16 protein-coding genes and 1 CRISPR repeat array (1 of these 17 running past the window's edge) are annotated in these 21,250 nt (G+C 48.1%); of the genes, 7 read left to right on the top strand and 9 right to left on the bottom strand.

Annotated features, from left to right (window positions below):
- Positions 1-3,063: direct repeats of the CRISPR family, unit length 37 nt; unit sequence ATTCGAATAACCAAAATCCTCGAGAGGGGATTAAAAC; it reaches 7,208 nt to the left of the window's first position.
- A gap of 591 nt (positions 3,064-3,654) precedes the next feature.
- Positions 3,655-4,464 (bottom strand): alpha/beta fold hydrolase, encoded by an 810-nt coding sequence (locus SE18_RS00995; protein WP_054532556.1) that lies wholly within the window; start codon positions 4,462-4,464, stop codon positions 3,655-3,657.
- A 201-nt stretch (positions 4,465-4,665) separates the two neighbouring features.
- Here SE18_RS00995 and SE18_RS00990 point away from each other — a divergent pair, with 201 nt between their 5' ends.
- The 6 genes from SE18_RS00990 (at position 4,666) to SE18_RS00960 (ending at position 10,661) form a co-directional block, all read left to right on the top strand.
- The gene (locus tag SE18_RS00990; RefSeq protein WP_054532548.1) at positions 4,666-5,469 is read left to right on the top strand and encodes a TlyA family RNA methyltransferase; all 804 of its coding nucleotides are present in this window, start codon (positions 4,666-4,668) and stop codon (positions 5,467-5,469) included.
- Complete coding sequence (locus SE18_RS00985; RefSeq protein WP_054532547.1) at positions 5,466-6,140, top strand: protein-L-isoaspartate(D-aspartate) O-methyltransferase; 675 nt, start codon at positions 5,466-5,468, stop codon at positions 6,138-6,140. The genes SE18_RS00990 and SE18_RS00985 overlap by 4 nt, the downstream gene beginning before the upstream one ends.
- Positions 6,141-6,145: 5 nt before the next feature.
- Positions 6,146-6,790, top strand: a complete 645-nt coding sequence (locus SE18_RS00980; RefSeq protein WP_054532546.1) for a zinc metalloprotease — start codon at positions 6,146-6,148, stop codon at positions 6,788-6,790.
- 17 nt (positions 6,791-6,807) lie between these two features.
- Positions 6,808-7,560 (top strand): triose-phosphate isomerase, encoded by a 753-nt coding sequence (gene tpiA / locus SE18_RS00975; RefSeq protein WP_054532545.1) that lies wholly within the window; start codon positions 6,808-6,810, stop codon positions 7,558-7,560.
- 391 nt (positions 7,561-7,951) lie between these two features.
- Positions 7,952-9,790 (top strand): PPC domain-containing protein, encoded by a 1,839-nt coding sequence (locus tag SE18_RS00970; protein WP_054532544.1) that lies wholly within the window; start codon positions 7,952-7,954, stop codon positions 9,788-9,790.
- Positions 9,791-10,214: 424 nt separating this feature from the next.
- Positions 10,215-10,661, top strand: coding sequence for a hypothetical protein (locus SE18_RS00960; protein WP_054532542.1), 447 nt, complete (start codon positions 10,215-10,217; stop codon positions 10,659-10,661).
- On the opposite strand, the gene SE18_RS00955 is transcribed toward SE18_RS00960, so the two are convergent.
- The 3 genes from SE18_RS00955 to SE18_RS00945 are packed head-to-tail and all read right to left on the bottom strand — an operon-like array spanning position 10,627 to position 12,674.
- The gene (locus SE18_RS00955; RefSeq protein ID WP_054532541.1) at positions 10,627-11,037 is read right to left on the bottom strand and encodes a hypothetical protein; all 411 of its coding nucleotides are present in this window, start codon (positions 11,035-11,037) and stop codon (positions 10,627-10,629) included. The two genes, SE18_RS00960 and SE18_RS00955, sit on opposite strands and share 35 nt — an antisense overlap.
- A gap of 27 nt (positions 11,038-11,064) precedes the next feature.
- Entirely contained in the window at positions 11,065-11,676 is a 612-nt protein-coding gene (locus SE18_RS00950; RefSeq protein ID WP_152976513.1) for a hypothetical protein, read from the bottom strand.
- A gap of 14 nt (positions 11,677-11,690) precedes the next feature.
- A complete protein-coding gene (locus SE18_RS00945) occupies positions 11,691-12,674 on the bottom strand; it encodes an SMI1/KNR4 family protein (protein ID WP_054532539.1) in 984 nt (327 codons plus the stop codon).
- Between the two features lie 138 nt (positions 12,675-12,812).
- Here SE18_RS00945 and SE18_RS00940 point away from each other — a divergent pair, with 138 nt between their 5' ends.
- Complete coding sequence (locus SE18_RS00940) at positions 12,813-13,283, top strand: hypothetical protein (protein ID WP_054532538.1); 471 nt, start codon at positions 12,813-12,815, stop codon at positions 13,281-13,283.
- 58 nt (positions 13,284-13,341) lie between these two features.
- Here the strand turns inward: SE18_RS00940 and SE18_RS00935 are convergent, their stop codons facing one another.
- The 5 genes from SE18_RS00935 to SE18_RS00915 form a co-directional block, all read right to left on the bottom strand.
- Positions 13,342-14,343, bottom strand: coding sequence for a glycoside hydrolase family 19 protein (locus SE18_RS00935; protein WP_170206263.1), 1,002 nt, complete (start codon positions 14,341-14,343; stop codon positions 13,342-13,344).
- 475 nt (positions 14,344-14,818) lie between these two features.
- Positions 14,819-15,331, bottom strand: a complete 513-nt coding sequence (locus SE18_RS00930; protein WP_054532537.1) for a hypothetical protein — start codon at positions 15,329-15,331, stop codon at positions 14,819-14,821.
- A gap of 609 nt (positions 15,332-15,940) precedes the next feature.
- Complete coding sequence (locus SE18_RS00925) at positions 15,941-17,962, bottom strand: cellulase family glycosylhydrolase (protein WP_054532536.1); 2,022 nt, start codon at positions 17,960-17,962, stop codon at positions 15,941-15,943.
- Between the two features lie 229 nt (positions 17,963-18,191).
- Positions 18,192-18,806 (bottom strand): hypothetical protein, encoded by a 615-nt coding sequence (locus SE18_RS27775; protein WP_054532535.1) that lies wholly within the window; start codon positions 18,804-18,806, stop codon positions 18,192-18,194.
- Positions 18,803-21,115: a tail fiber domain-containing protein gene (locus SE18_RS00915; protein WP_054532534.1), complete on the bottom strand. Its 2,313-nt coding sequence runs from the start codon at positions 21,113-21,115 to the stop codon at positions 18,803-18,805. The genes SE18_RS27775 and SE18_RS00915 overlap by 4 nt, the downstream gene beginning before the upstream one ends.
- Positions 21,116-21,250: the final 135 nt, after the last annotated feature.

Genomic DNA, 21,250 nt, shown 5'->3' with positions numbered 1-21,250 from the left:
AAACGTTAATATTAATATATCGTGTAGTGCCATTAGGGGATTAGCATTCGAATAACCAAAATCCTCGAGAGGGGATTAAAACCTTGTACGTTATTTGTGGTTTCCATTATGTGTTCCTTTATTCGAATAACCAAAATCCTCGAGAGGGGATTAAAACTGTAATGCCTTGTGCGATACCAAGCGCCAAATCAGCACATTCGAATAACCAAAATCCTCGAGAGGGGATTAAAACGCCATTGTGTAACTCCATTTCGTGTAAGCCATTCGTCATTCGAATAACCAAAATCCTCGAGAGGGGATTAAAACTTGTAGGCGCATTGGGCGCGAGTGGAGCGCTAACAACATTCGAATAACCAAAATCCTCGAGAGGGGATTAAAACCATAAATCGCTATCATCACCGTTAACTGGATCGAAAACAAAAATTCGAATAACCCAAATCCTCGAGAGGGGATTAAAACCGAAGGATACAGGTATCACAGGCGCGTTGCCCATAGGATTCGAATAACCAAAATCCTCGAGAGGGGATTAAAACCTCGCTTGAATGCTACTTTGAATCAATTTGGGGTCTTTACGATTCGAATAACCAAAATCCTCGAGAGGGGATTAAAACCCTGATTAAAAACCGTGATGATCGTACACTGCCTTAACATTCGAATAACCAAAATCCTCGAGAGGGGATTAAAACCAGACTCATTGCCGCGTGGATTGCACCAATCAGTTGCAGTATATTCGAATAACCAAAATCCTCGAGAGGGGATTAAAACTAATTACTTTCTTCGAGCACCAAATGATACTTCGCGCTGCATTCGAATAACCAAAATCCTCGAGAGGGGATTAAAACTAATTACTTTCTTCGAGCACCAAATGATACTTCGCGCAGAATTCGAATAACCAAAATCCTCGAGAGGGGATTAAAACGGGTTTGCAATCTGACCAATGTCGTGTGCCGCGCAGAATTCGAATAACCAAAATCCTCGAGAGGGGATTAAAACATTGTGGCCGTGATGCACAGACCCTTGAAGCCCCTGAGGGCATTCGAATAACCAAAATCCTCGAGAGGGGATTAAAACATCAGTGACTTGGCGGCGAGCGCTGGCAATCATTTCAATTCGAATAACCAAAATCCTCGAGAGGGGATTAAAACTAATTACTTTCTTCGAGCACCAAATGATACTTCGCGCAGAATTCGAATAACCAAAATCCTCGAGAGGGGATTAAAACGTTAGACGAGTTTCCTTGCTCTACGTCCGATTACATCATTCGAATAACCAAAATCCTCGAGAGGGGATTAAAACTAAGAACGCCACAACGATTCCCACGCGAGCCGAGGTTGAATTCGAATAACCAAAATCCTCGAGAGGGGATTAAAACACAATCGGTTGGGATTGACCTGCTTCCAGTAATCAACCATTCGAATAACCAAAATCCTCGAGAGGGGATTAAAACGCTTTTCTTCAAAACAGCTTCAACCATATGGACAACTTGATTCGAATAACCAAAATCCTCGAGAGGGGATTAAAACAATACTAGCCCTCTCCCTTCATCTCACCTACAGCTCCATTCGAATAACCAAAATCCTCGAGAGGGGATTAAAACTTGCCAGCATGTAAATGACTTTAAGTCCGCGTGGGAAGCAATTCGAATAACCAAAATCCTCGAGAGGGGATTAAAACTCACCCCTAAGCGGCGCATTTCAGCCCGCGTGGTTGGCAGATTCGAATAACCAAAATCCTCGAGAGGGGATTAAAACGCGCTCGATGAGCGATGCCTTGCCGAGATCAAGCCGAGCCATTCGAATAACCAAAATCCTCGAGAGGGGATTAAAACGCCGAATGCGTCAGCCGTGTACAGGCCTGCTACCACGTCAGGGAATAAGATAATTCGAATAACCAAAATCCTCGAGAGGGGATTAAAACTCCGTACTAGGCTTCTCTCGTATCATACGCTTGACGATGCATTCGAATAACCAAAATCCTCGAGAGGGGATTAAAACCCAATTGTTCGCAGTGTTAGTGCAATGGCCCACGGCTGGCCATTCGAATAACCAAAATCCTCGAGAGGGGATTAAAACAGCAGATTTTGGGCTATGCCCAATGCAGAGACATTCAATTCGAATAACCAAAATCCTCGAGAGGGGATTAAAACCGATTCGACTTTCTTGATGCGCCCCAGCTTCAACAATTCATTCGAATAACCAAAATCCTCGAGAGGGGATTAAAACATCTAAAGTCCTTCTACTTACAAAATTGCTGAAACAAACCATTCGAATAACCAAAATCCTCGAGAGGGGATTAAAATAGCCTGAATCTCACGCCTGAATCATTTTCGTTTCGTTCATTCGAATAACCAAAATCCTCGTGAGGGGATTAAAATGCACATTGCCATAGAGTTGTTCGAGTGCAGCCTGGACTTATTCGAATAACCAAAATCCTCGTGAGGGGATTAAAATTTATTCGTGGCGAAGTGCAGTTCAATCGTGCGGCTGATGAAGATTCGAATAACCAAAATCCTCGTGAGGGGATTAAAATCGCTCTGGCAGTTGGGAATCAACGCAGTTAGTTCAAGTAGATTCGAATAACCAAAATCCTCGTGAGGGGATTAAAACTGTCGCAAAAGACCATTGGCAATGAGTTGAAAGGCATGTTCATTCGAATAACCAAAATCCTCGAGAGGGGATTAAAACCCCAAGACGAATCCACCCTTTCCATCCTAGATCGAGTTTTATTCGAATAACCAAAATCCTCGAGAGGGGATTAAAACCTTGATGCCAGCGTCGATTAGGCTAATCGTGCGAATCGCATTCGAATAACCAAAATCCTCGAGAGGGGATTAAAACCATCATGTTCCGCAATCCAGACGGCCAATCGGCATACATTCGAATAACCAAAATCCTCGAGAGGGGATTAAAACACTGCATTTTGCGGCCCGCCCTGTGTTGTATAAACTTGATTCGAATAACCAAAATCCTCGAGAGGGGATTAAAACAGTTTTACCCAAGCCATCATCCACTCAACTGCCAGCCAATATTCGAATAACCCAAATCCTCGAGAGGGGATTAATAGCAGATCGGGGTTTGGTGAGTCGGGTGGGAATCAAACCTACCTAAAACTTCGCTCATTTTGCAAGGGCCGATTTTTAGCGAGGTATTGAAGCACAACAGCGATTATTGATCACCACCCTTCCGTCCCGCCTCAAGGCGGGAGACGCAGGGGTTTTCAGCCCCTGCACCCCAAATATTTAGGTGTTGGAATGTTACTGTAATTCTATAACCCTAAACTTCATGTGCTTCGCGATTCTTCATTGCTGATCCCTAATCCCTAAACACTCAGCCCTCGATCACCACCCTTCCGTCCCGCCTCAAGGCGGGAGACGCAGGGGTTTTCAGCCCCTGCACCCCAAATATTCACGTTGTGGATTGTTGGGGTGAGTGCTTATTCTCGAACCTTTGTATACGTGGTGTGCTTCGCGGTTCCAATCCCTCATACCTGCCCCCTGATTACTAGCCCCTCGTTCACCACCCTTCCAACCTTACGCGAGGCTGATTATGAAAAGTATTAGTAATTATTGAAATTAAAAGTGGTCGGATTTTCGCGCAATGCTCGAAGATCCGACCACTTGATTGTTAAGGGCTTTGGCACAAAGCTAAATTGGGGCTATGCACTGGGGGAGCCGACTGCGGCGGCAGTAGTGAGGTAGCGCATAAACAGTGGCAACAAGTGTTTCGTGTTCACCATATGGCCTTGGCCCGCAAGCTGATCGTAGCTGGCCTTGGGAATTTTTGCTGCTAAAGTTTGGGATAGGCTACGAATGCCAGCTGGGCTTTTTGCTCCGGCAATGACATGCATGGGAATTGTGCATTGGCTGGCCCGCTCGAATGGCGGCAGATCGGCAGTTAAGCTCAGGTCATAGGCGAGCGTTGGGGCAAGTGCGACCATGGTTTTCCAGCCTGGCATGAAGCGCATCAGCCAACCAACAATTTTGGGCATGCCGATGCCCTGTAAAAAGCTGGTGATTGCACGGGCATGCTGGCCATGAGCAAGCAGGGTTTCAATCTTGGCGCGCAAACTTGCATACTCGGCTTTTTCTGCTGCATCGTGCACATAGGCCGGATCATAGAGGAAGACATGGTCGAGCTTTTTGGGATAGTGCAGGGCTGCTTCGAGCGCCAAAACTGCCCCCGAGGAATGGCCGTACACATGGGCTTTGCCACCAGCAACCTCGATAAGCGCTAGCAAATCTTCAAGCTCACGCTCAAGGCTATAAGGCAAGGTATCAGTGCTATCGCCACGCCCACGCCGATCATAGTTGTAGACAGTAAAAGCTTTGGCCAAGGCTTTAGCATCGCTAACAATCGGCGGAAACGAGCGAAAACAGGTTGCGCCGGTTACATAAATCAGCGGCGGGCCACTGCCATATACATCATAGGCCAAACGTGTTCCATCTTGTGAACGGATAGTCTGCATTGCAGCTCCAATCATATCAAAGCGGTAACTGCGGCAGTATAGCATACATAGAACATATGATCTATAACTAAATCTCCTTAGCTCTATCTGCTCATAATTGCTGACAATAATTAATAGCCTTGTGATCACGCCATGCGTGGACTTTTTGTATTTAGGTGTTTCAGTTAAAATGATAACTAGTCTACACAAAGGATTAGTCGTATGACCAAGGTTAAGAAGCAACGTTTAGATCTGTTATTAGTTGAATTACAACTCGCGCCAACCCGCGCCAAAGCCCAAGCATTAATTATGGCAGGCGAGGTGATCGTTAATCAGCAAGCAGAAACCAAAGCTGGCACGTTGATCGATCCTGCTGCGCAGATCACACTTAAATCGAGTTTGCCCTATGTTGGGCGTGGTGGGCTGAAACTTGCCCATGCGCTTGATAGCTTTAATCTTAACCCGCAGGGCCAGATTGGCTTGGATGTTGGGGCGTGTACAGGCGGGTTTAGCGATGTGTTGTTGCAGCGCGATGCAGCCCATGTGTATGCAATTGATGTTGGCTATGGCCAGCTCGATTGGAAAATTCGCCAAGATCCACGGGTGACGGTGCTCGAACGCACCAATATTCGCTATTTGGAGCACTTGCCTGCGAACGAGGGACAAACCGCACCCCTAGCAACCTGTGGTGTCGTCGATGTTTCGTTTATCTCGCTAGGCTTGGTGCTGCCAGCAATGTTGCGCTTGCTGACCGCCGATGCCTGGATTGTCTGTTTGATCAAGCCGCAATTCGAGGCTGGCCCAGAGTTGGTGGGCAAAGGCGGCATCGTGCGCGATTCGGCGGTGCATCGCCAAGTGATTGAACGGGTGGTGCATCAGGCAGCTGATTTAGGCTTGAGTTTGGCTGGATTGACTCGCTCGCCAATTACCGGCGCAGAGGGCAATATTGAATTTTTAGGCTATTTTCAACGGGGCGCTGCTGCAACAATTGATTTGTTGCAGGCGTTAAGTGGCGTAGGTGTATGAGTGATGTTTGGCAACAACAACGACAGCGCATGGTCGACGAACAATTAATCACACGCGGCATTCATGATCAGCGGGTTTTGGCAGCGATGGCCCATGTGCCACGCCATTTATTCGTGCCAGAAGCCGCGCAAGCCCAAGCCTATAGCGACCAAGCCCTGCCCTTAACCTTGGGCCAAACCATCTCGCAGCCCTATATTGTGGCCTTGATGGCCCAGGAATTGTTGCTGAATCCTCATGAACAGCTACTTGAAATTGGCGCTGGTTCAGGCTATGCTGCCGCAGTATTTGCCGAATTGGTGACCAAGGTTGTGACGATCGAGCGCCATCAAGACCTCGCCAAACAGACCTATGCGCTGCTCCACAACTTAGGCTATCGTAATATCGAACTGATCTGGGGTGATGGCTCATTGGGGTATCCGGCAGCAGCGCCCTATCATGCAATTAGTATTCCCGCAGCCACGCCGCAACTTGCCCAAACCTTGCTCAGCCAGTTGCACGATGGCGGGCGCTTGGTTGCGCCCGTTGGCGAGGCCAACGATCAACGTTTAATTCGGCTGCAACGCCACGGCCAACATTGGCAAAAAACGAGTATTAGCAACGTTCGCTTTGTGCCGCTGATTGGCGCTGGTGGCTGGGAGCAAGCACCAGAAACCACAGCGGAAGGAGAGTAGGCTCAATGTTTAATCCACAGGCTGGCTATCCATTTCGCTCAGATAACAAACCGCGCAATGAGCTATTTGAATTTGCCAAAGCATGGCTTGGAACAACCCTCGCCTTTGCCTTAGTCTATCGACACAGTATGCCATTGCTTGATGCAGTAATCATTATGGGCATTGCCGCTGGCCTCGGCATTGTCATCCACGAATTAGCCCATCGTGTGGTAGCGCGGCGCTTTGGCAGCCAAGCCCATTTTTTTGCTAACGATGCTATGTTGGTGATTTCGGTGCTGCTGGCACTAACGGGCTTTATCTTTGCTGCGCCTGGGGCGGTGCATCATCGTGGCTATCTGACCAAAAAACAAGTTGGCTTGGTGGCGGCGGCTGGGCCAGCCAGCAATATGGTTATCGCACTGCTTTCGTTGATTCTGATTCCAATTGCCAATATGCTCAATATTCAGTTTCTGTTTAAGACTGCCGTCTACAGCTATGTAGTCAATTCGCTACTCGGGATTTTTAATATGATCCCTTATGGACCGCTGGATGGCGCTAAAATTATGGACTGGGACATGCGAGCATTCATTGCAATGGCCTCCGTTGGTGGGCTATTGTATGTTGTACAATACCTGCCGATTGCCAAAACCTTGTTTGTCTTTGGCTTCTAAGTTTTTTTGGAGGATGTATGCGCCGACCATTGTTGGCTGGTAATTGGAAGATGCACTACGGGGTCAGTGAGGGTGTGGCCTTGGTTGAGGCACTCAGCGCTGATTTGACCGATTTGAACGACCGTGATGTGTTGGTTTGCCCACCATTCACCTTATTGGGCAGCTTAGCGCCCTTGCTCGATGGCACCGCCGTGGCTTTGGGTGGGCAAAATATGCACTACGAAGCTAAAGGCGCGTTCACTGGCGAAATCGCCCCTCAAATGCTCAAAGAATTGGGTTGTAGCTATGTGATTTTGGGCCATAGCGAACGCCGCCAATATTTTGGCGAAACCGATGAATTGATCAATCGCAAAGCCCATGCTGCCTTGGCCAATGGCCTCAAGCCGATCGTGTGTGTTGGAGAAGTTAAGGCCGAACGCGATAGTGGCCAAGCAGAAAGCGTGGTAGTTGGGCAATTACGCGGCAGTTTGGCTGGATTAAGCGCCGAGCAATTGCGCAGCGTCGTGATTGCCTACGAACCTGTCTGGGCCATTGGCACTGGTGATACCGCAACCCCCGCTGATGCCCAAGCCATGCACGCCCGCATTCGCGCCGAGCTAGCAGCCTTGAGCGACCAAGCAACCGCCGACGCGATCATTATTCAGTATGGTGGCTCGGTCAAGCCCGATAACGTCGACGAATTGATGGCCCAGCCCGATATTGATGGCGCATTAGTGGGCGGAGCTTCGCTCAAAGCCGCCGATTTTATTCGGATTGTGCGCTTCAAGTAGGGTAAGTGCCCTTGCCCAACCCCTCTCCCGCGTTTTCGTGGGAGAGGGGCTTTTTGTTTTGTAGTCGCAGTCATTTGGATGGCGAAATAAAACGCGCCAGCGCCACTATGCTCTGCCTCTGCTTCGCCCACATCGTATACCAAGGCAACTTCATGGCAACCACATTAAGCGTCACAACAGACTTCCTAGGTTAATACAATGAATGTGGTATGCTGAGCAAAAATGATGCTCAGCATCATATCGACTAATGTTCATTAATCACAGCATATTTAAGCCCACCAATCCCAACATTGAATACCCACTAAAGTACTAGAATAGCTTGTTTTGGCATTAGATGTGTGATAAAACTATAGCACCGCAGTAAATACAATTAAACGTTAGGAGCTATTGTATGGCGCATCTTCGCAGGATAGTCTTGTTAAATTTTATTTTTAGCAGTCTTCTTATCCCAACAAGTATTAATAGTCAAAAAATAGTTAATCAATCTAGCGAAGTAAGCTTAGATTCTGTAACACATGAAAATGAGGATTCACCACAGACAGCATTAGCCGAAGTAGAGCCGAATAATACCATCGCAGCCGCTAACAGCATCACCACGGGTCATGCCGCTGGTCATGCAAATGCGACGATTGCCAATTCAAGCGACATAGATTATTTTAAATTTGTAGTTACTGCCAACCAAACCTTTGTGATCGAAACCTATAACGTGGTTGGCACAAGCAATGATGCAACCGGATTATGGCTGTATAACAGTAGCGGTACCTTGATCGCCAATGATCAAGGTGGCAACAACGGAACTGGCAATGTCAATGCGCGGATTGTTTTTACGTTTGTAACCGCAGGTACTTATTTTATTAAAGTCGGACCAGATTATTTTATTAACTGGTCTGGTACATATTCCTTACGTGTATTACCCAAATATGATCAAGCTGGTGCTGCATGGAATACAACAAATGATTATGAACCGAACGACGTTTTTGCGATTGCAAATACAATTACCCCAGGCTATCCAAATGCAGTTACCCGCCAAATTTTTGATAATAGTAATTATGTCTCAGCTGATGGTGATCAAGATATTTATCGCTTTACTGTAGCTGCTAATCAAACATTCGTGATTGAAACCTTTGATGTTACTGGCAATAGCAGTGATGCAACTGGATTATGGCTGTATAACAGTAGTGGGACGTTAATCGCCAATGATCAAGGCGGCAATAATGGCACAGGAACAGTTAATGCGCGGATTGTTTTTACCTTTGCAACCGCAGGTACTTATTTTATTCACGTCGAATCCGACTATTTTATCAATTGGACGGGTACATATTCGCTGCGGGTATTGCCCAAATATGATCAAGCTGGTGCTGCATGGAATGCAACGAATGATTATGAACCGAATGATGTATTTGCGATTGCAAATTCGATTACTCCAGGCTATCCAAATGCAGTTACCCGTCAAATTTTTGATAATAGTAATTATGTCTCAGCTGATGGCGACCAAGATATTTATCGCTTTACGGTAACCGCTAACCAAACATTCGTGATTGAAACCTTTGATATTACCGGTAATAGCAGCGACGCAACTGGATTGTGGCTGTATAACAGTAGTGGTAGCTTAATTGCCAATGATCAAGGCGGTAATAATGGAACTGGTAATGTCAATGCACGAATTGTCTTTACCTTTGCAACCGCTGGTACTTATTTTATTCAGGTAGAATCAGATTATTTTACCAACTGGACGGGTACATATTCGTTGCGAGTGTTGCCAAAATATGATCAAAATGGCGCTGCCTGGGATGCAACGAATGACTATGAACCAAATGATGTTATCCCAATAGCTAATAGTATCGATTTCGAATCAAAAAATGCAGTCAATCGTACTCTATTCGATGCAACAAATTATGTTTCACGCTATGGCGATGAAGATTTTTATCGCTTTACTGTAACTGCTAATCAAAAAGTAATTATCGAAACCTTAAATGCCCAAAGTAGCTCTGGACGTGCAACTGGATTATGGCTGTATAACAGTAGCGGTACGTTAATTTCTAGCGATCCCTATGGAACTAATTATGCAGGTGGCATTGATGCTCGAATTACGTTTACTTTTGCAACAGCTGGGACTTATTTTGTAGCCGTTGCTAGTAATGATTCGCTCTATTGGTATGGCTCATATACATTGCGTATTTGTAAAGATAGCTGCTTTAAACCAGTGTATATGCCATTTGTCAGGCGTTGAGCGTGATCAATGCTCCGGCCAAGCACTATGAATTATTGTGTTTGGTCGGAGCATGCAAATGGCCATTGGAGGAAAATGCACTGCTAGCTGATTAATTGAGGCTCGTTGTGCGCAACTATTTTCCATGGATTCCCGATGGCTGGCGCTATGTTGCGACGATTCCATGGCTTGAGCCGACCACTCGTTGTATTGGCTGACTTGGCCGCGAGCAATACTCTGGGATTGGCCTCGTTGAACCACAGCTATTTGCCAAACTCCAGGCTTACACGCATTATTCGATCTATCAATATCGCACGGCGCAGCCAAGTTATTGCCCATTATGTGGCGGCGAGCCAACCGATCAGCACGGTCACATCGATCATACGGCAAGTGGTTTAGGCACAGCTGAATTACGAATTATCGGGCTGATCAACAATGCTATGCAGTGCCAAATAATCTCGTGCATTTGATTCAGATTCATCACTATCAGCCGCCGCACCATTTCTTAGCAGCAGTCGCCAGCGGCCTTGCGCCCGATTCAGTTGCCTATCAAACCCAACTACAAGCAATTTTGGCCGAGCGTGAATGGGCAGCGATCGAATGGTATCCGCAGGCCAAAGCACTAACCGCCGAAATTGAATCGCGCATCAATCAACTTGCCCAAGTAAAACAAACATTTATGTCAATCTTGGCTGACATTTCGAGCAAATATCAACGCGCTGGAGCGTTTGTTTTGGCCAATCTCTTGCAACTGCCGTATGCGCCGCTGCTCATCGCCCTGTTCTATCAATGGCAAGCAGGCGATTTAACCGATTTGGCAGTGCTTCAATGGCTAAATCGCCGTAATCTGCTGTCGATTAACTGGTTAATGCTGGCGCATCAGGTTTATTAATCATCTCTTCGACAATATTGATAATTTCGCTAACTGAAATATTGAAAACCCCAGCTTTGCCTTGCACAAAGGCTTCGCGCCACGAATCGTAGCCTTCCATGAAGCCCGGGTTACTGACGTTGGTATCGACCAACTCAGTCAGGCTTTGTTCAAGCGTGCTGGCAACTACCGGAAAGTGGTTGAGCTGATTGATTGGTTCTGGCGAATGGGGATTTTTAACATCCACGCCAGCAATGCTGATGTGGAAAATTGCGCCCAAGACTGAATGATACTCAATCTTGTTGATTAACACTGCCGATTCTGGCTCATGCGCGCGGGTTTGATAGCGCCAAACTTGGCCTTCGCTGAAATAGTAGACATTTTTGGCTTCGCTCATAGCAAGTTCCTCTCATTAAAATTGATCTTAGCCAATATACCAAATAATTGCTTCGTTGGCAGCATAGGCTTGTTGTGCCATGAGCTGAATACTCTCCAAACAACCAACTACTGCATTATAAACGCCTTGTTTCTCACGCTCTGTCATATTGGTATATTCGGCAAAGTCAGCATCAAAATACTGTTTCAATTGCTCGTAAGGAAAGGTTTGCAGCATTGTCAAGAACGGCACAAGTTCATCGTGCAGAATAATATGAAGTCGGCTATGTCCCATCGAAAAATCGCCAATATACAATGAAAAATCTTTGGTAATAGGCCAATACGGAATCACTTGATCGCGCACCAGTTGCTTGATTAATCGTTCTAATAACGACCAATAGCTGTTCTCCACGGTAAATGAATAGCAGGCTTTTTCTGGGCTAAGCTCATCCATTGGCACCATGGTATAGGTTTGCAGATGGCTACGTCGATGTGTAACTCGATAAATCGGATCAACACTGCACCAATACGCATGTTCAAGGGTTTCATCCTCTGGTATATTGTCAATCACTTCTCGGGAAATGTCGACTCTTCCTTCAATTTTTTCTAACTCAGCAAGATCTTCGGCGGTTATACGAGTGAAATAATAAGCTATTCCCATCACAGGCTCCTCACCTAGTGCGTTAATGTATAACTCACTGCAAACCATTGCACGACTGAATCTTTGGTGTAATCCTCAATATCAGGAATTTGCTGGTTGTAGCGAACCAGCCGCAGATGAGCATAATTGCCACATTGGATCGTGCCAAAGCCATAGGTTTGGGCCGCATATGCGCCAATTTTCTGGCGCTCACTCATGCCATCGATGTCAAAATCAAAGATAATAATATCAGAACCAATCCCCATAATGCTGCCCATACGCCCAGTTACTGCAAGCTCTTGGTCGAACGCTAGTGCTTGAAGTGCGGAGGGATCAATTGGGGCTGCTTGATAGGCCTCAAGCCGAATATCGCGTAAATAGTCGGGCATCATCATTGGTTCATCGCGTAATGCCTCTTGTTCAAGTTGTTCAAGCCCATATTCGCCTACGTGAATGTGGCCGTGTTCGAGTTGAATGACGAAGGTTTCGAGCCATTGTTCAAATGATGGCGCTAAGACACGCCACGTACAGCCTTCTGGATCGATCGAGATAACTTGGCCTTTAACCCCGCCCGGCGCGGGATCAAAATCTAAATAGAGATAAATTCCGCCATCACGCGACATGAACGGAATACGTAGTTCTGAATTGATACCTAATTTGATTGGCCCTTCAACCCACACACTTTCGTCTAATACCCATTGATGCCAAACTGGGCCATTCTCGCTCAAATCATTCTCGCGCGGATTCGCATTGTCGCGGCTCCATTGCCACGATTCAACACACTCTGCCAACGATAACCATTGATATTCTGGATAACAACAGATCGGAATGCCACCGTTATGGCTGTTCAGGAGATAGCTTGTTGCGAATGCCGCAGGCAGCTCCAGCCCTATCGTTGCTTCAGCGGCAGCAATTTGGACCGGATCAATTGGATCGTGGCGATATTCCAAGCCTTCAGGATAGTTCAGGCTGAGCCAATCCAAAATGCGTTGCCATAAGCCAACAGCGCGTTCATCCATCTGCACATTGAACCTCCTTCAAAATCACTCAAGAAAATAGAACGAATGTTCAAATAATAAGCAAAGTATAGCATATGCTGCTAGCATTCTAGTCAGGATTTGCTATGCTCAATAGCACTATTGTAGAAGGAGCCAACGATGAAAGAATATCCCTTGCCAATTGCGCTACGGGTTCCGAGCGGCTGGATTGTGCATTCGAATACGCTGTTTGAGGTTGAGCCATTGCTACCCGATGGCTCGATCAATCGCGAGTTTAATACATCGGAGGACTTGATTTGGATTGAGCAGTTCAATTTTGGGCGCTTTATCGATTACATCACGCAGCTAGCGCTGATTAATCGCCCAGCTCATGCCGCAGCCTTAGCCCAATTTGCAGAAGATTGGGCCAAGCAGCAAACAATCGCAGAAAATTTAAGCATCGATGTTGGCTGGCATTACAATGGCGAAGGAAAAAAAGATGCAAGCAATGGCTATTATCGCTTGGTTATGCTACGCGGCGGTTGGGAGCATGTGATCTATCGCTATGAAACTAAATCAACCAGTGAATTAGTCGCAAAGCTCAATCATTGCCTGAATTATCCAGAGCAGTATACCAACCCTGAAGGCTAAAACACGAAGCCCGATCGATTGTATTCGATCGGGCTTCGGTTTGAAAAGACACCAAAATCTAGCAATACAGATTATTGCCGGGGCTTACGCCAAGTCGATTGGCGATCGATTGGTATGAGTTGACCCGACTTTGCACTTGGCCGGGATTGCCACCATTACACTCGACCGAGCCATTGATGCTGCGGATGGTTTCACCGAAGCCACTGCCATTGACCATCGCTTCGTGAGGAGTCATCGAGCCAGGGCCGCGTTGGGTCATCCAATACCAGAGCGCAGTTTTCCACGCCACAGCTGAATCACGCGATACCAAATCGGGGTCGTTGAGCAAATTCAAGCCCAATGCTTGGCCTGCCAACCCATAATTGTAGTTCCAGCTCAACTGAATTGGGCCCCGGCCAAAGTAGCGTTTGCCAGGAGCACAAGGCCATTGGGCGCTATTTTGGCAATATTCGCCTTGGGCAATTTCGGTAATATGCACAAAGTTGCCGGTTTCATGGGCAAAGTTGGCCAAAGCAGCGGCGGCTTCGCGCTTGCGAACTTCGGTCGAGCCAGTGCCCGCAAAGGCTGGATAGAAGGCAGCAGCCTGCACTAAGCCCTCATAACTGTAAAAAGAATTGCGATTGGGGAACATTTGCTCGAATTGGGCCTTGCTGACGATTGCCCCAAAGCCCGATGCTGGTGGTGGGTTGGTGCCGCCACAGGTGGTTGGCTCCCAAAACCAGGTGCTAATTGTTGGATCGTAGCCTGGGTTATCGTGCTCGGCCACGTAGAAACTGCCGTTATAGCGCACGATGTTGCCCGTGTAATATTGGCGACCTGCCACCCAATCGGTATAGCTGCAACTGCCGCCACCACCGCCACCGCCGCCGCAGCTGGTTGGCTCCCAGAACCACGTACTAATCGTTGGATCATAGCCTGGATTATCGTGCTCGGCCACGTAGAAACTGCCGTTGTAGCGCACGATGTTGCCCGTGTAATATTGGCGGCCTGCGACCCAATCGGTAAAATTGCAACTTTGTGCCAGGCTCGCTTCGGAAGGAGCGAATGCTTCACGAGCCATCCCAGCCTGTGGATTAAGCAGACTGCCCCAAAATGCGCTGATCAAGAGTGGCGTAAGCAACAGCTTGCTCAGTTTCGAGGGAGTCAGTTGGGGGAGTTTCATACAACCTCCTAAATCGATGCTTCAATTGCCCATCGGCGTTGATAACGGGGCGCTTGAGCACGCTGCCAGCCTTGGCAACCACCCAAACCGCCAGCATGCCCTAAAAAATCAGCCATGCCAATTGAACGAATCTAGCCTTCCACCTTTATTATTCCAGTGGAATTACAAAGAACTTAACATGCCAACAGCGCAATGTCAAGCATTTTCCTTAATAAAAGGTTTAAATTAGTATAAATATGATTAAAAATAACTAGATTAAAGTAGGGGAGGCCATTTAACCACGCAGAATACGAAGGATCGCAAAGGTAAAGAGCGCGTAATCATCGCTGCTTCAGATGATTGGATTGTTGGCTCTGAGTATGGAGTTTATGGTTTATTGCGAGAGATCCATGGTTGCGGTATAGGTTTGTTGTTGGGTACAAGCAACATCGAGAAAATATGGTACGTCAATTTTGACCAACTGAGTTGGATAGACCGTGCGATAGGCTGGAAGCATTTCGATCCCACCAGTCAGATCGGACAAATGTTTACGCTCGCCAACATACTCATAGAGCGGTAAATTAACTGCCAATGGATGTGTATGATCGATCTTGCCGCAGCCAACTAAATCGCACATTCCGACAACAAACTTGAATTTATCATCAAGATAATGCGGCTGCATAATAAAATCTTCAAGCGGCTGCCAGCCAGCAGCAGTCTGAATCGACAAAATTGAATTAGTAAAGCATGTTAGTTCATAGCCAGGCACAACAATCGCAATGTAATCGGGAAAGACGGTGACACTTGCACCATCCTCGCTGATAATTGGCGATGGCAGCTTACGATCTGAGCTACCACTGCATCCGACCATGAGCACCAATAACATCATCCAGTCAAATCGACGCATCGCTTGCACCTCGCGCTAGGGTTAGCTTTTGCTGCTAACTGTAATGGTTCGTAGCATTAACAATACGCTTTCCATACCATCCAAGGGTTCGTTGTTCATCTATGGATTGCGCACCACCCTTCCGTCCCGCCTCAAGGCGGGAGACGCAGGGGGCTTTAATCCCCCTGCACCCCCTCAAGGACAATCCGCGACCAGACCGCATGTATTGATGAACCTGCGGATGCGTGGTGCGCAGTGAAAACCGCTCCATAGAAGCAGCTGGGGTGCGGGAATGCCACGATTGATACCCTAATGAACCATTACAGCTAACGAGTAGGCGCATAGCTTTGTTCCAATAGGGTCGGAGCTTCTCGTGCTTAGGGTTGGAGTTCAAGCACACACATTTCCGCTTTAAATGGGTCGGTTGAATTCGGACACGATTTGGCAATTAATTTCAGGTCAGGTGACCATGCTGCTTGGCCTGAGATGAATTGTTGCCACACAAACTCGAAGGCTCCAAGATCACACAGGGCTTGGTCGGCGTTATCGCCATCGACGGGTCACAGGAAATATCAAGCAAAAACCCCTCTCCTGCTGGCCAGAAGAGGGGTTGGGGTAAGCAAATAAGGCTTAAGGAGCAGTCGCAACGAAGGTAAAGGCCTCCCATGCGCCACCGATTGCATCGCGATTGGCAATCAGCACTGGTGAGCCGCTATTCAAATCAGTAGTGACATACTTGTTATTGGCCATTGCTTGTAAACCAAACGTGCCATTGCCAAGCTCAACGCGGCGGAATTTCTCCCAGCCCAAAACCCCACGTGATTGTGCAACGAGTCGCCCGCCTTGGTTCAAATCGGCAACGACATATTTGTTGTTGGCCATTGCCATGAACGAAACTGTGCCATCAGGATTTGTGATCATGCGGAATTTTTCCCAGCCTTGGATGGTTGGGCGATTGGCAACGAGGGGATTATTGCCATAATTATCGGCACTTACATAATTACTGTTGGCACCAGCTTGCAGCGCAACCCATGAACCTTCAGGCGCATAAGCTCGCACCGTATTTTGAAACTGGGTATTTGGCTGGAAATAATTGGTGCTGAAGCGTGACCATTTATCGGCAATTGTTGGTGCACTATCATTTAAAAGGTCGGGTATAGCTTGGGTATTGTTTTGATAAAAGCCCCAGTTGCCGCCGCCATTAACCTTATACGTCCAGTTCGTCCATGAAACGTTCAGGGCGTTGAGGCCCGACATAAATTTTTCATACAAATCGTAGTGGGTCGAGAACCAATATTCACCAGCGAAACCAGGGACGTTCCAATCGTTGATGAAGGTCGCGTATTTGTCTAAAGCACTTTGGATGAAGTTGTTGGTCACATTCCAATCATTGACTGTATCAAAGTTATAGTGATGCAATTGATACATCACGTTTGTCCAGCCATAGGTTGCTGGCGATAACGCTTGATACCAGTCGTAGAAGGCAGCCATAACAATCATATGGTCGGGGTCTTTCGCTCGCACTGCATCATACAGTCGATCAAAGAAATCAAATTTTTGGCGAATTTGTTGGGCAGTTTCTGCTTCGCCATTGCTCAATAATGGCTCGTTGAGCAAGTCGTAGGCGGCTACAGTTGGGTTGCCGCGATAGCGCGTCGCCAAGCGCTCCCAAATTTGCACTGTCCAATTTTGATAGGTAGCGTTAGTCCAGAGTTGGTTGGTGCCTGTTTGGCCGCACGAGTGCCATGGGCAAGCAGCACCAGGCGCGCCATGCAAATCGAGCATCACATATAAATTGCGCTTGCTGCTTTCACTAATCAGCCAATCAAGCTTGCGAAAGGCCTCAGCATCCGATTTCATCGTGCCGTTAGGATTCATCAACACCAGCCAGTGAATCGGGACGCGCACCATATTCAGGCCCATTGCCTTGATAGTATCGAGGTCGCTGGCTTGAATCCACGTATCCTGATAGCCTGCAATCAAACTATCGGCGGTACTGCTGCCAAAACGGCTGGTCAAGGCTTGGCGCAAATTAAATTCATCAGCAATCTGGGCATTAAATTCGTGAATTGACCACCAACTGCCGCTTGAGCCTGTTTGCAAGACCCGAATTAAACGGGTTACTTGGGTGCTATTAAATTGAACCGTCACAACTTGGCTCGTGCCACTGCCGCTGCCAACCGTCAACCAAGCATTATTGATAAAGGCTTGCACTTGGTATTGGCGCGGATAATCGCCAGTCGAGGAGCCAGCGTCGATCGTGACCCGTTCGACAGCTTGATTGGCCCCAAGATCAACTTGGAACCACTGGCCATTGGCTTGGGGGGCATTGCTTGTCCAGCGAGTAGCAGGGTTGCCATCGATGGCGGCACTAGCACCAGCAGCCGATCCGCTGGCAGTCCAGTTGGTGCGTGGTAGCGCGGGATAGCCCAAGGGCGACATCCAGCCTTCTTGCAGCAACCAACCACCAAGATTGGTGCCTTTGAGCGTCACAACTGTGCCATTGCCGGAATTATTGCGCACAGTTGGGCCATTGGCTTTAAGAAAATCGCCAGCGCCAAATGCAGCTTGGGCAGCTGGCGCTGCTGAATATTGGGCGACAATTGTGCTAAGAAGCGTCAGTAAAACCATCAGCCTAGGCAGCTTGTGCATCCTGTTCCTCCTTGAACGATGGACTGTCTGTCGAGTAGCATCGGTTGGACAACTTGAAAAGCGCGAACGTTCTGGTATCGTTTCCGGAAACGATACCGATAAAACAAATATTAACACAATTTAATAATGTGTCAAGTCAATCGGGCCAAAACCAGTTAGCAGCGCTTGATGAAGGTTGAAGCTTGATCAAACAGATTTATTCTGTTTGATCAAGCTCGTTGCGTGCGTGCTAGCGCTTGTTGTGGCGTAGCGCAGTTTCAGCCCGCATTGTTTGAGGTAAATACACACGATATAGCGAGGTAGGATTGGTTGGCGTGGTACTCGCTGTAACGGTTGGTATATTCGTCGCGGTTGCGGTTGGTGTGTTGGTTGGCGTATTCGTCGCTGTGTTCGTCGCTGTGACGGTTGGCGTATTCGTCGCTGTTTTAGTCGCAGTTGCGGTTGGCGTGTTCGTCGCGGTTGCGGTTGGTGTATTCGTCGGCGTATTCGTCGCTGTTTCAGTTGGCGTATTCGTCGGCGTGTTAGTTGGCGTATTCGTTGGCGTATTCGTCGGCGTATTCGTCGGCGTGTTGGTTGGCGTATTGGTTGGCGTTGGGGTCAAGGTTGGCACGCCAACCCAAAAGCCGCCTTCAAGGCTAAAATCGCCGCCAGTGCTAGCAGCGTTCGCATCAGCTTGACCAATCGAGCCATGCACTTCAAAATCACCACCGTTGCTCGTTCCGCCACCGCTATCGATTGTCGTCCACTCAAGGCTAAAAACGCCGCCCGATTGAGCTTGAGCCAGCCGAATCGCCAGCATAATGATCACCAATGGAAAGATCGACCAGATTAAGCGCTTTTTCATATACGTTGACCCTTGGCGCTCCGCCGCCCAAGCAGCCAACCTAAGCCAAGTGCTAATCCGCATAGTGGCAGCAGCCAAAGCCAGAAAAACCCGTTTTGGGCTGGTTGACCACGCTCCAAGGCAGCAAGTCGCTCATCGAAGGCAGCCAATTGATCGGCCTGTTGATCGATGGTTTTGGCTTGGGCTGTGGCTAAACTATGCAAGCCTTGAATCGCTGCCAACGCCACGCCATCTGCATCAACCGTAGCTATATGCCGATCGTCGCTGCCTAAGCCAAAGGCTGTATAAAAATCTTGGGCCGTTGGGCCAATATGGCGCACGCTTGAGCCTTCGCTGGTATAGTTCCACGCTTGAACGGGAATCGCAGCCAGCTGATCGAGCAGCAGCTGAGGGTCAATTGCGGTAAAATTCGATTTGAGATTTTTATCTGATGAATTGGACCATGTGCCACCTTTACTCAGAAAAGCGCCACTTTCAGTCGCCAAGATTGCACCAGCGGGAATATCAACCTTGGTGCTGCTCCCAAACCACGCTCCGCCTGGAGCACGCACAATAAACTGGCCGGGTGCAGTCGTCGAAACTGTATCTTTTTTGTCGGTTTGTTGCCCAGCCCAGACAAAACTTCCAGCATGGGCCGCAACTGCATTCTCGCCAGCGGCAACGGTATAATCGGCTAAGGTTGTATTGCCGCTCCCGCCAAGAATTGCCGAGAGTGTGCTATTGGCGTTGTTGTTCTGGCCACCACCAACGAAGGTGCCAGCCCCAGCAGCTTGGTTGTTGATGCCACCAACGACTGAAGCATAGGTATTGGTTGCATCATTATTAACGCCACCAGCGACAACTGAATATTGGCCAGTCGCTGTGTTGGTCTGGCCGCCACCAACAAAAGCTCCAGTGTTGGTAGCTTGATTCGATTGACCACCACCGACCCCTGCAATATTGGAAGAAGCGGTATTGCCACGGCCTCCAGCAATCACCGAGTAACTTCCACTCGCTGCATTGAGTTGGCCACCGCCGATGCTGCTGGTATCGCCGCTAGCAGTATTGCTTGTGCCCCCAGCAACCGTGGTGTAATTAGCACTGGCAGTATTGCCGCTACCACCGCCAACCGTAGCTGCATCTTCGCTAGCAATGTTGCTTGTGCCACCACTGACCGTGGTATATTGCTGATTGATGGTATCGCCACTAAGGCCTGCGGCGTTATTAGTCCCACCGCCGATGGTGCCATAATTGTCGTAAACCCGATTGGCTTGAGTGCTAGTAGCACTACCGCCGCCGCTGATCGTGGCAAATTGCGCCACAATACTATTGTTGTAGCCACCAGCAATTGTCGAATAGTCGTCGCTCACGCTGTTGCTGCGGCCACCGCCAACAATCGTATAATTATCGCTGGCCAGATTGGCGCGGCCTCCGCCAACAGTTGCATACATTTGGCTGACTGCATCGCCGGTTAAGCCAGCGCTATTTTCGCTGCCCCCAGCAATCGTGCCATAATCGTCGTAGATTGTATTGCCAGTTGGGCCGCCGCCACCAGCAATCACACTATAACGGCCACTGATCGTATTGTTGATGCCGCCGCCAATCGTTGACCAAGCGCCGTTAACATTGTTCGTTTGACCACCGCCAATCACCACATATTCTTGGCTCGCAATGTTGTTGATCCCACCGCCAATCGTGGAATAGCCATCATTACTCGGTGCACCATCATCGCTACCAGCACGGTTACCAGCGCCACCGCCAATTGCGCTATAGCTATCGTAGGCACTATTTACATTATCAACGTTGCCACCACCGTTAATCGTGCTACCAATGCTATTACTTGTGATAGTATTCCCTTCGTAACCACCAATTATGTTGGGGCTAAATACGTTTTGGCGCGTCCAGAAGCCAGGCAAGGCCAAAGCCAAGGGAGCAGCTGTCACCTGCTGACGCGGCGTAAGGATCGTATAACTCGTGCTCGTATCGGCCTTGACTGCTAGCTCAATCCAACGGCTTTCACCATTAAAGAAATCTTCGCCAAAGCTAAGTTGGGTTGTAAAAAGCCCATTGCTCACATTCAAATCGTCTTGGGTTATCGTTGCTAAGGCGGTGCCACCTGTTGCGGTCGAATACAAACCAAATTGAAAATCAAAAACGCCATTGGCGACGCTACCACTTTCGCGTAACATCCCTTGGTACGTAATCGTTTCGCCAGAGGGCGCTAAAACTGCCGCTGGTTGCTGGTTAGCTTGATCGCGTGCGGCAGCAGGCAGAAGCCATGTGCTCGCTAAAACCAAGCCGATCACCACGAGATAGCGTTTACGAATCATGATTGCTACTCCTATAAAGGTAAATAACTGGCAACCAAACCCCTCGTTGCTCTCAGGCAGGCCTTTGCATCGCTCGGCAACACGCGAGCCTACCACCACTGTTATAGCATTCTTGGCAAGTATGATCAGGTAGAA

Source organism: Herpetosiphon geysericola (assembly GCF_001306135.1).
In the GTDB taxonomy this organism is placed as follows: Bacteria; Chloroflexota; Chloroflexia; order Chloroflexales; family Herpetosiphonaceae; genus Herpetosiphon; species Herpetosiphon geysericola.
The sequence above is the reverse complement of the archived record's forward strand: the minus strand, read 5'-3'. Positions and strand labels throughout refer to the sequence as shown.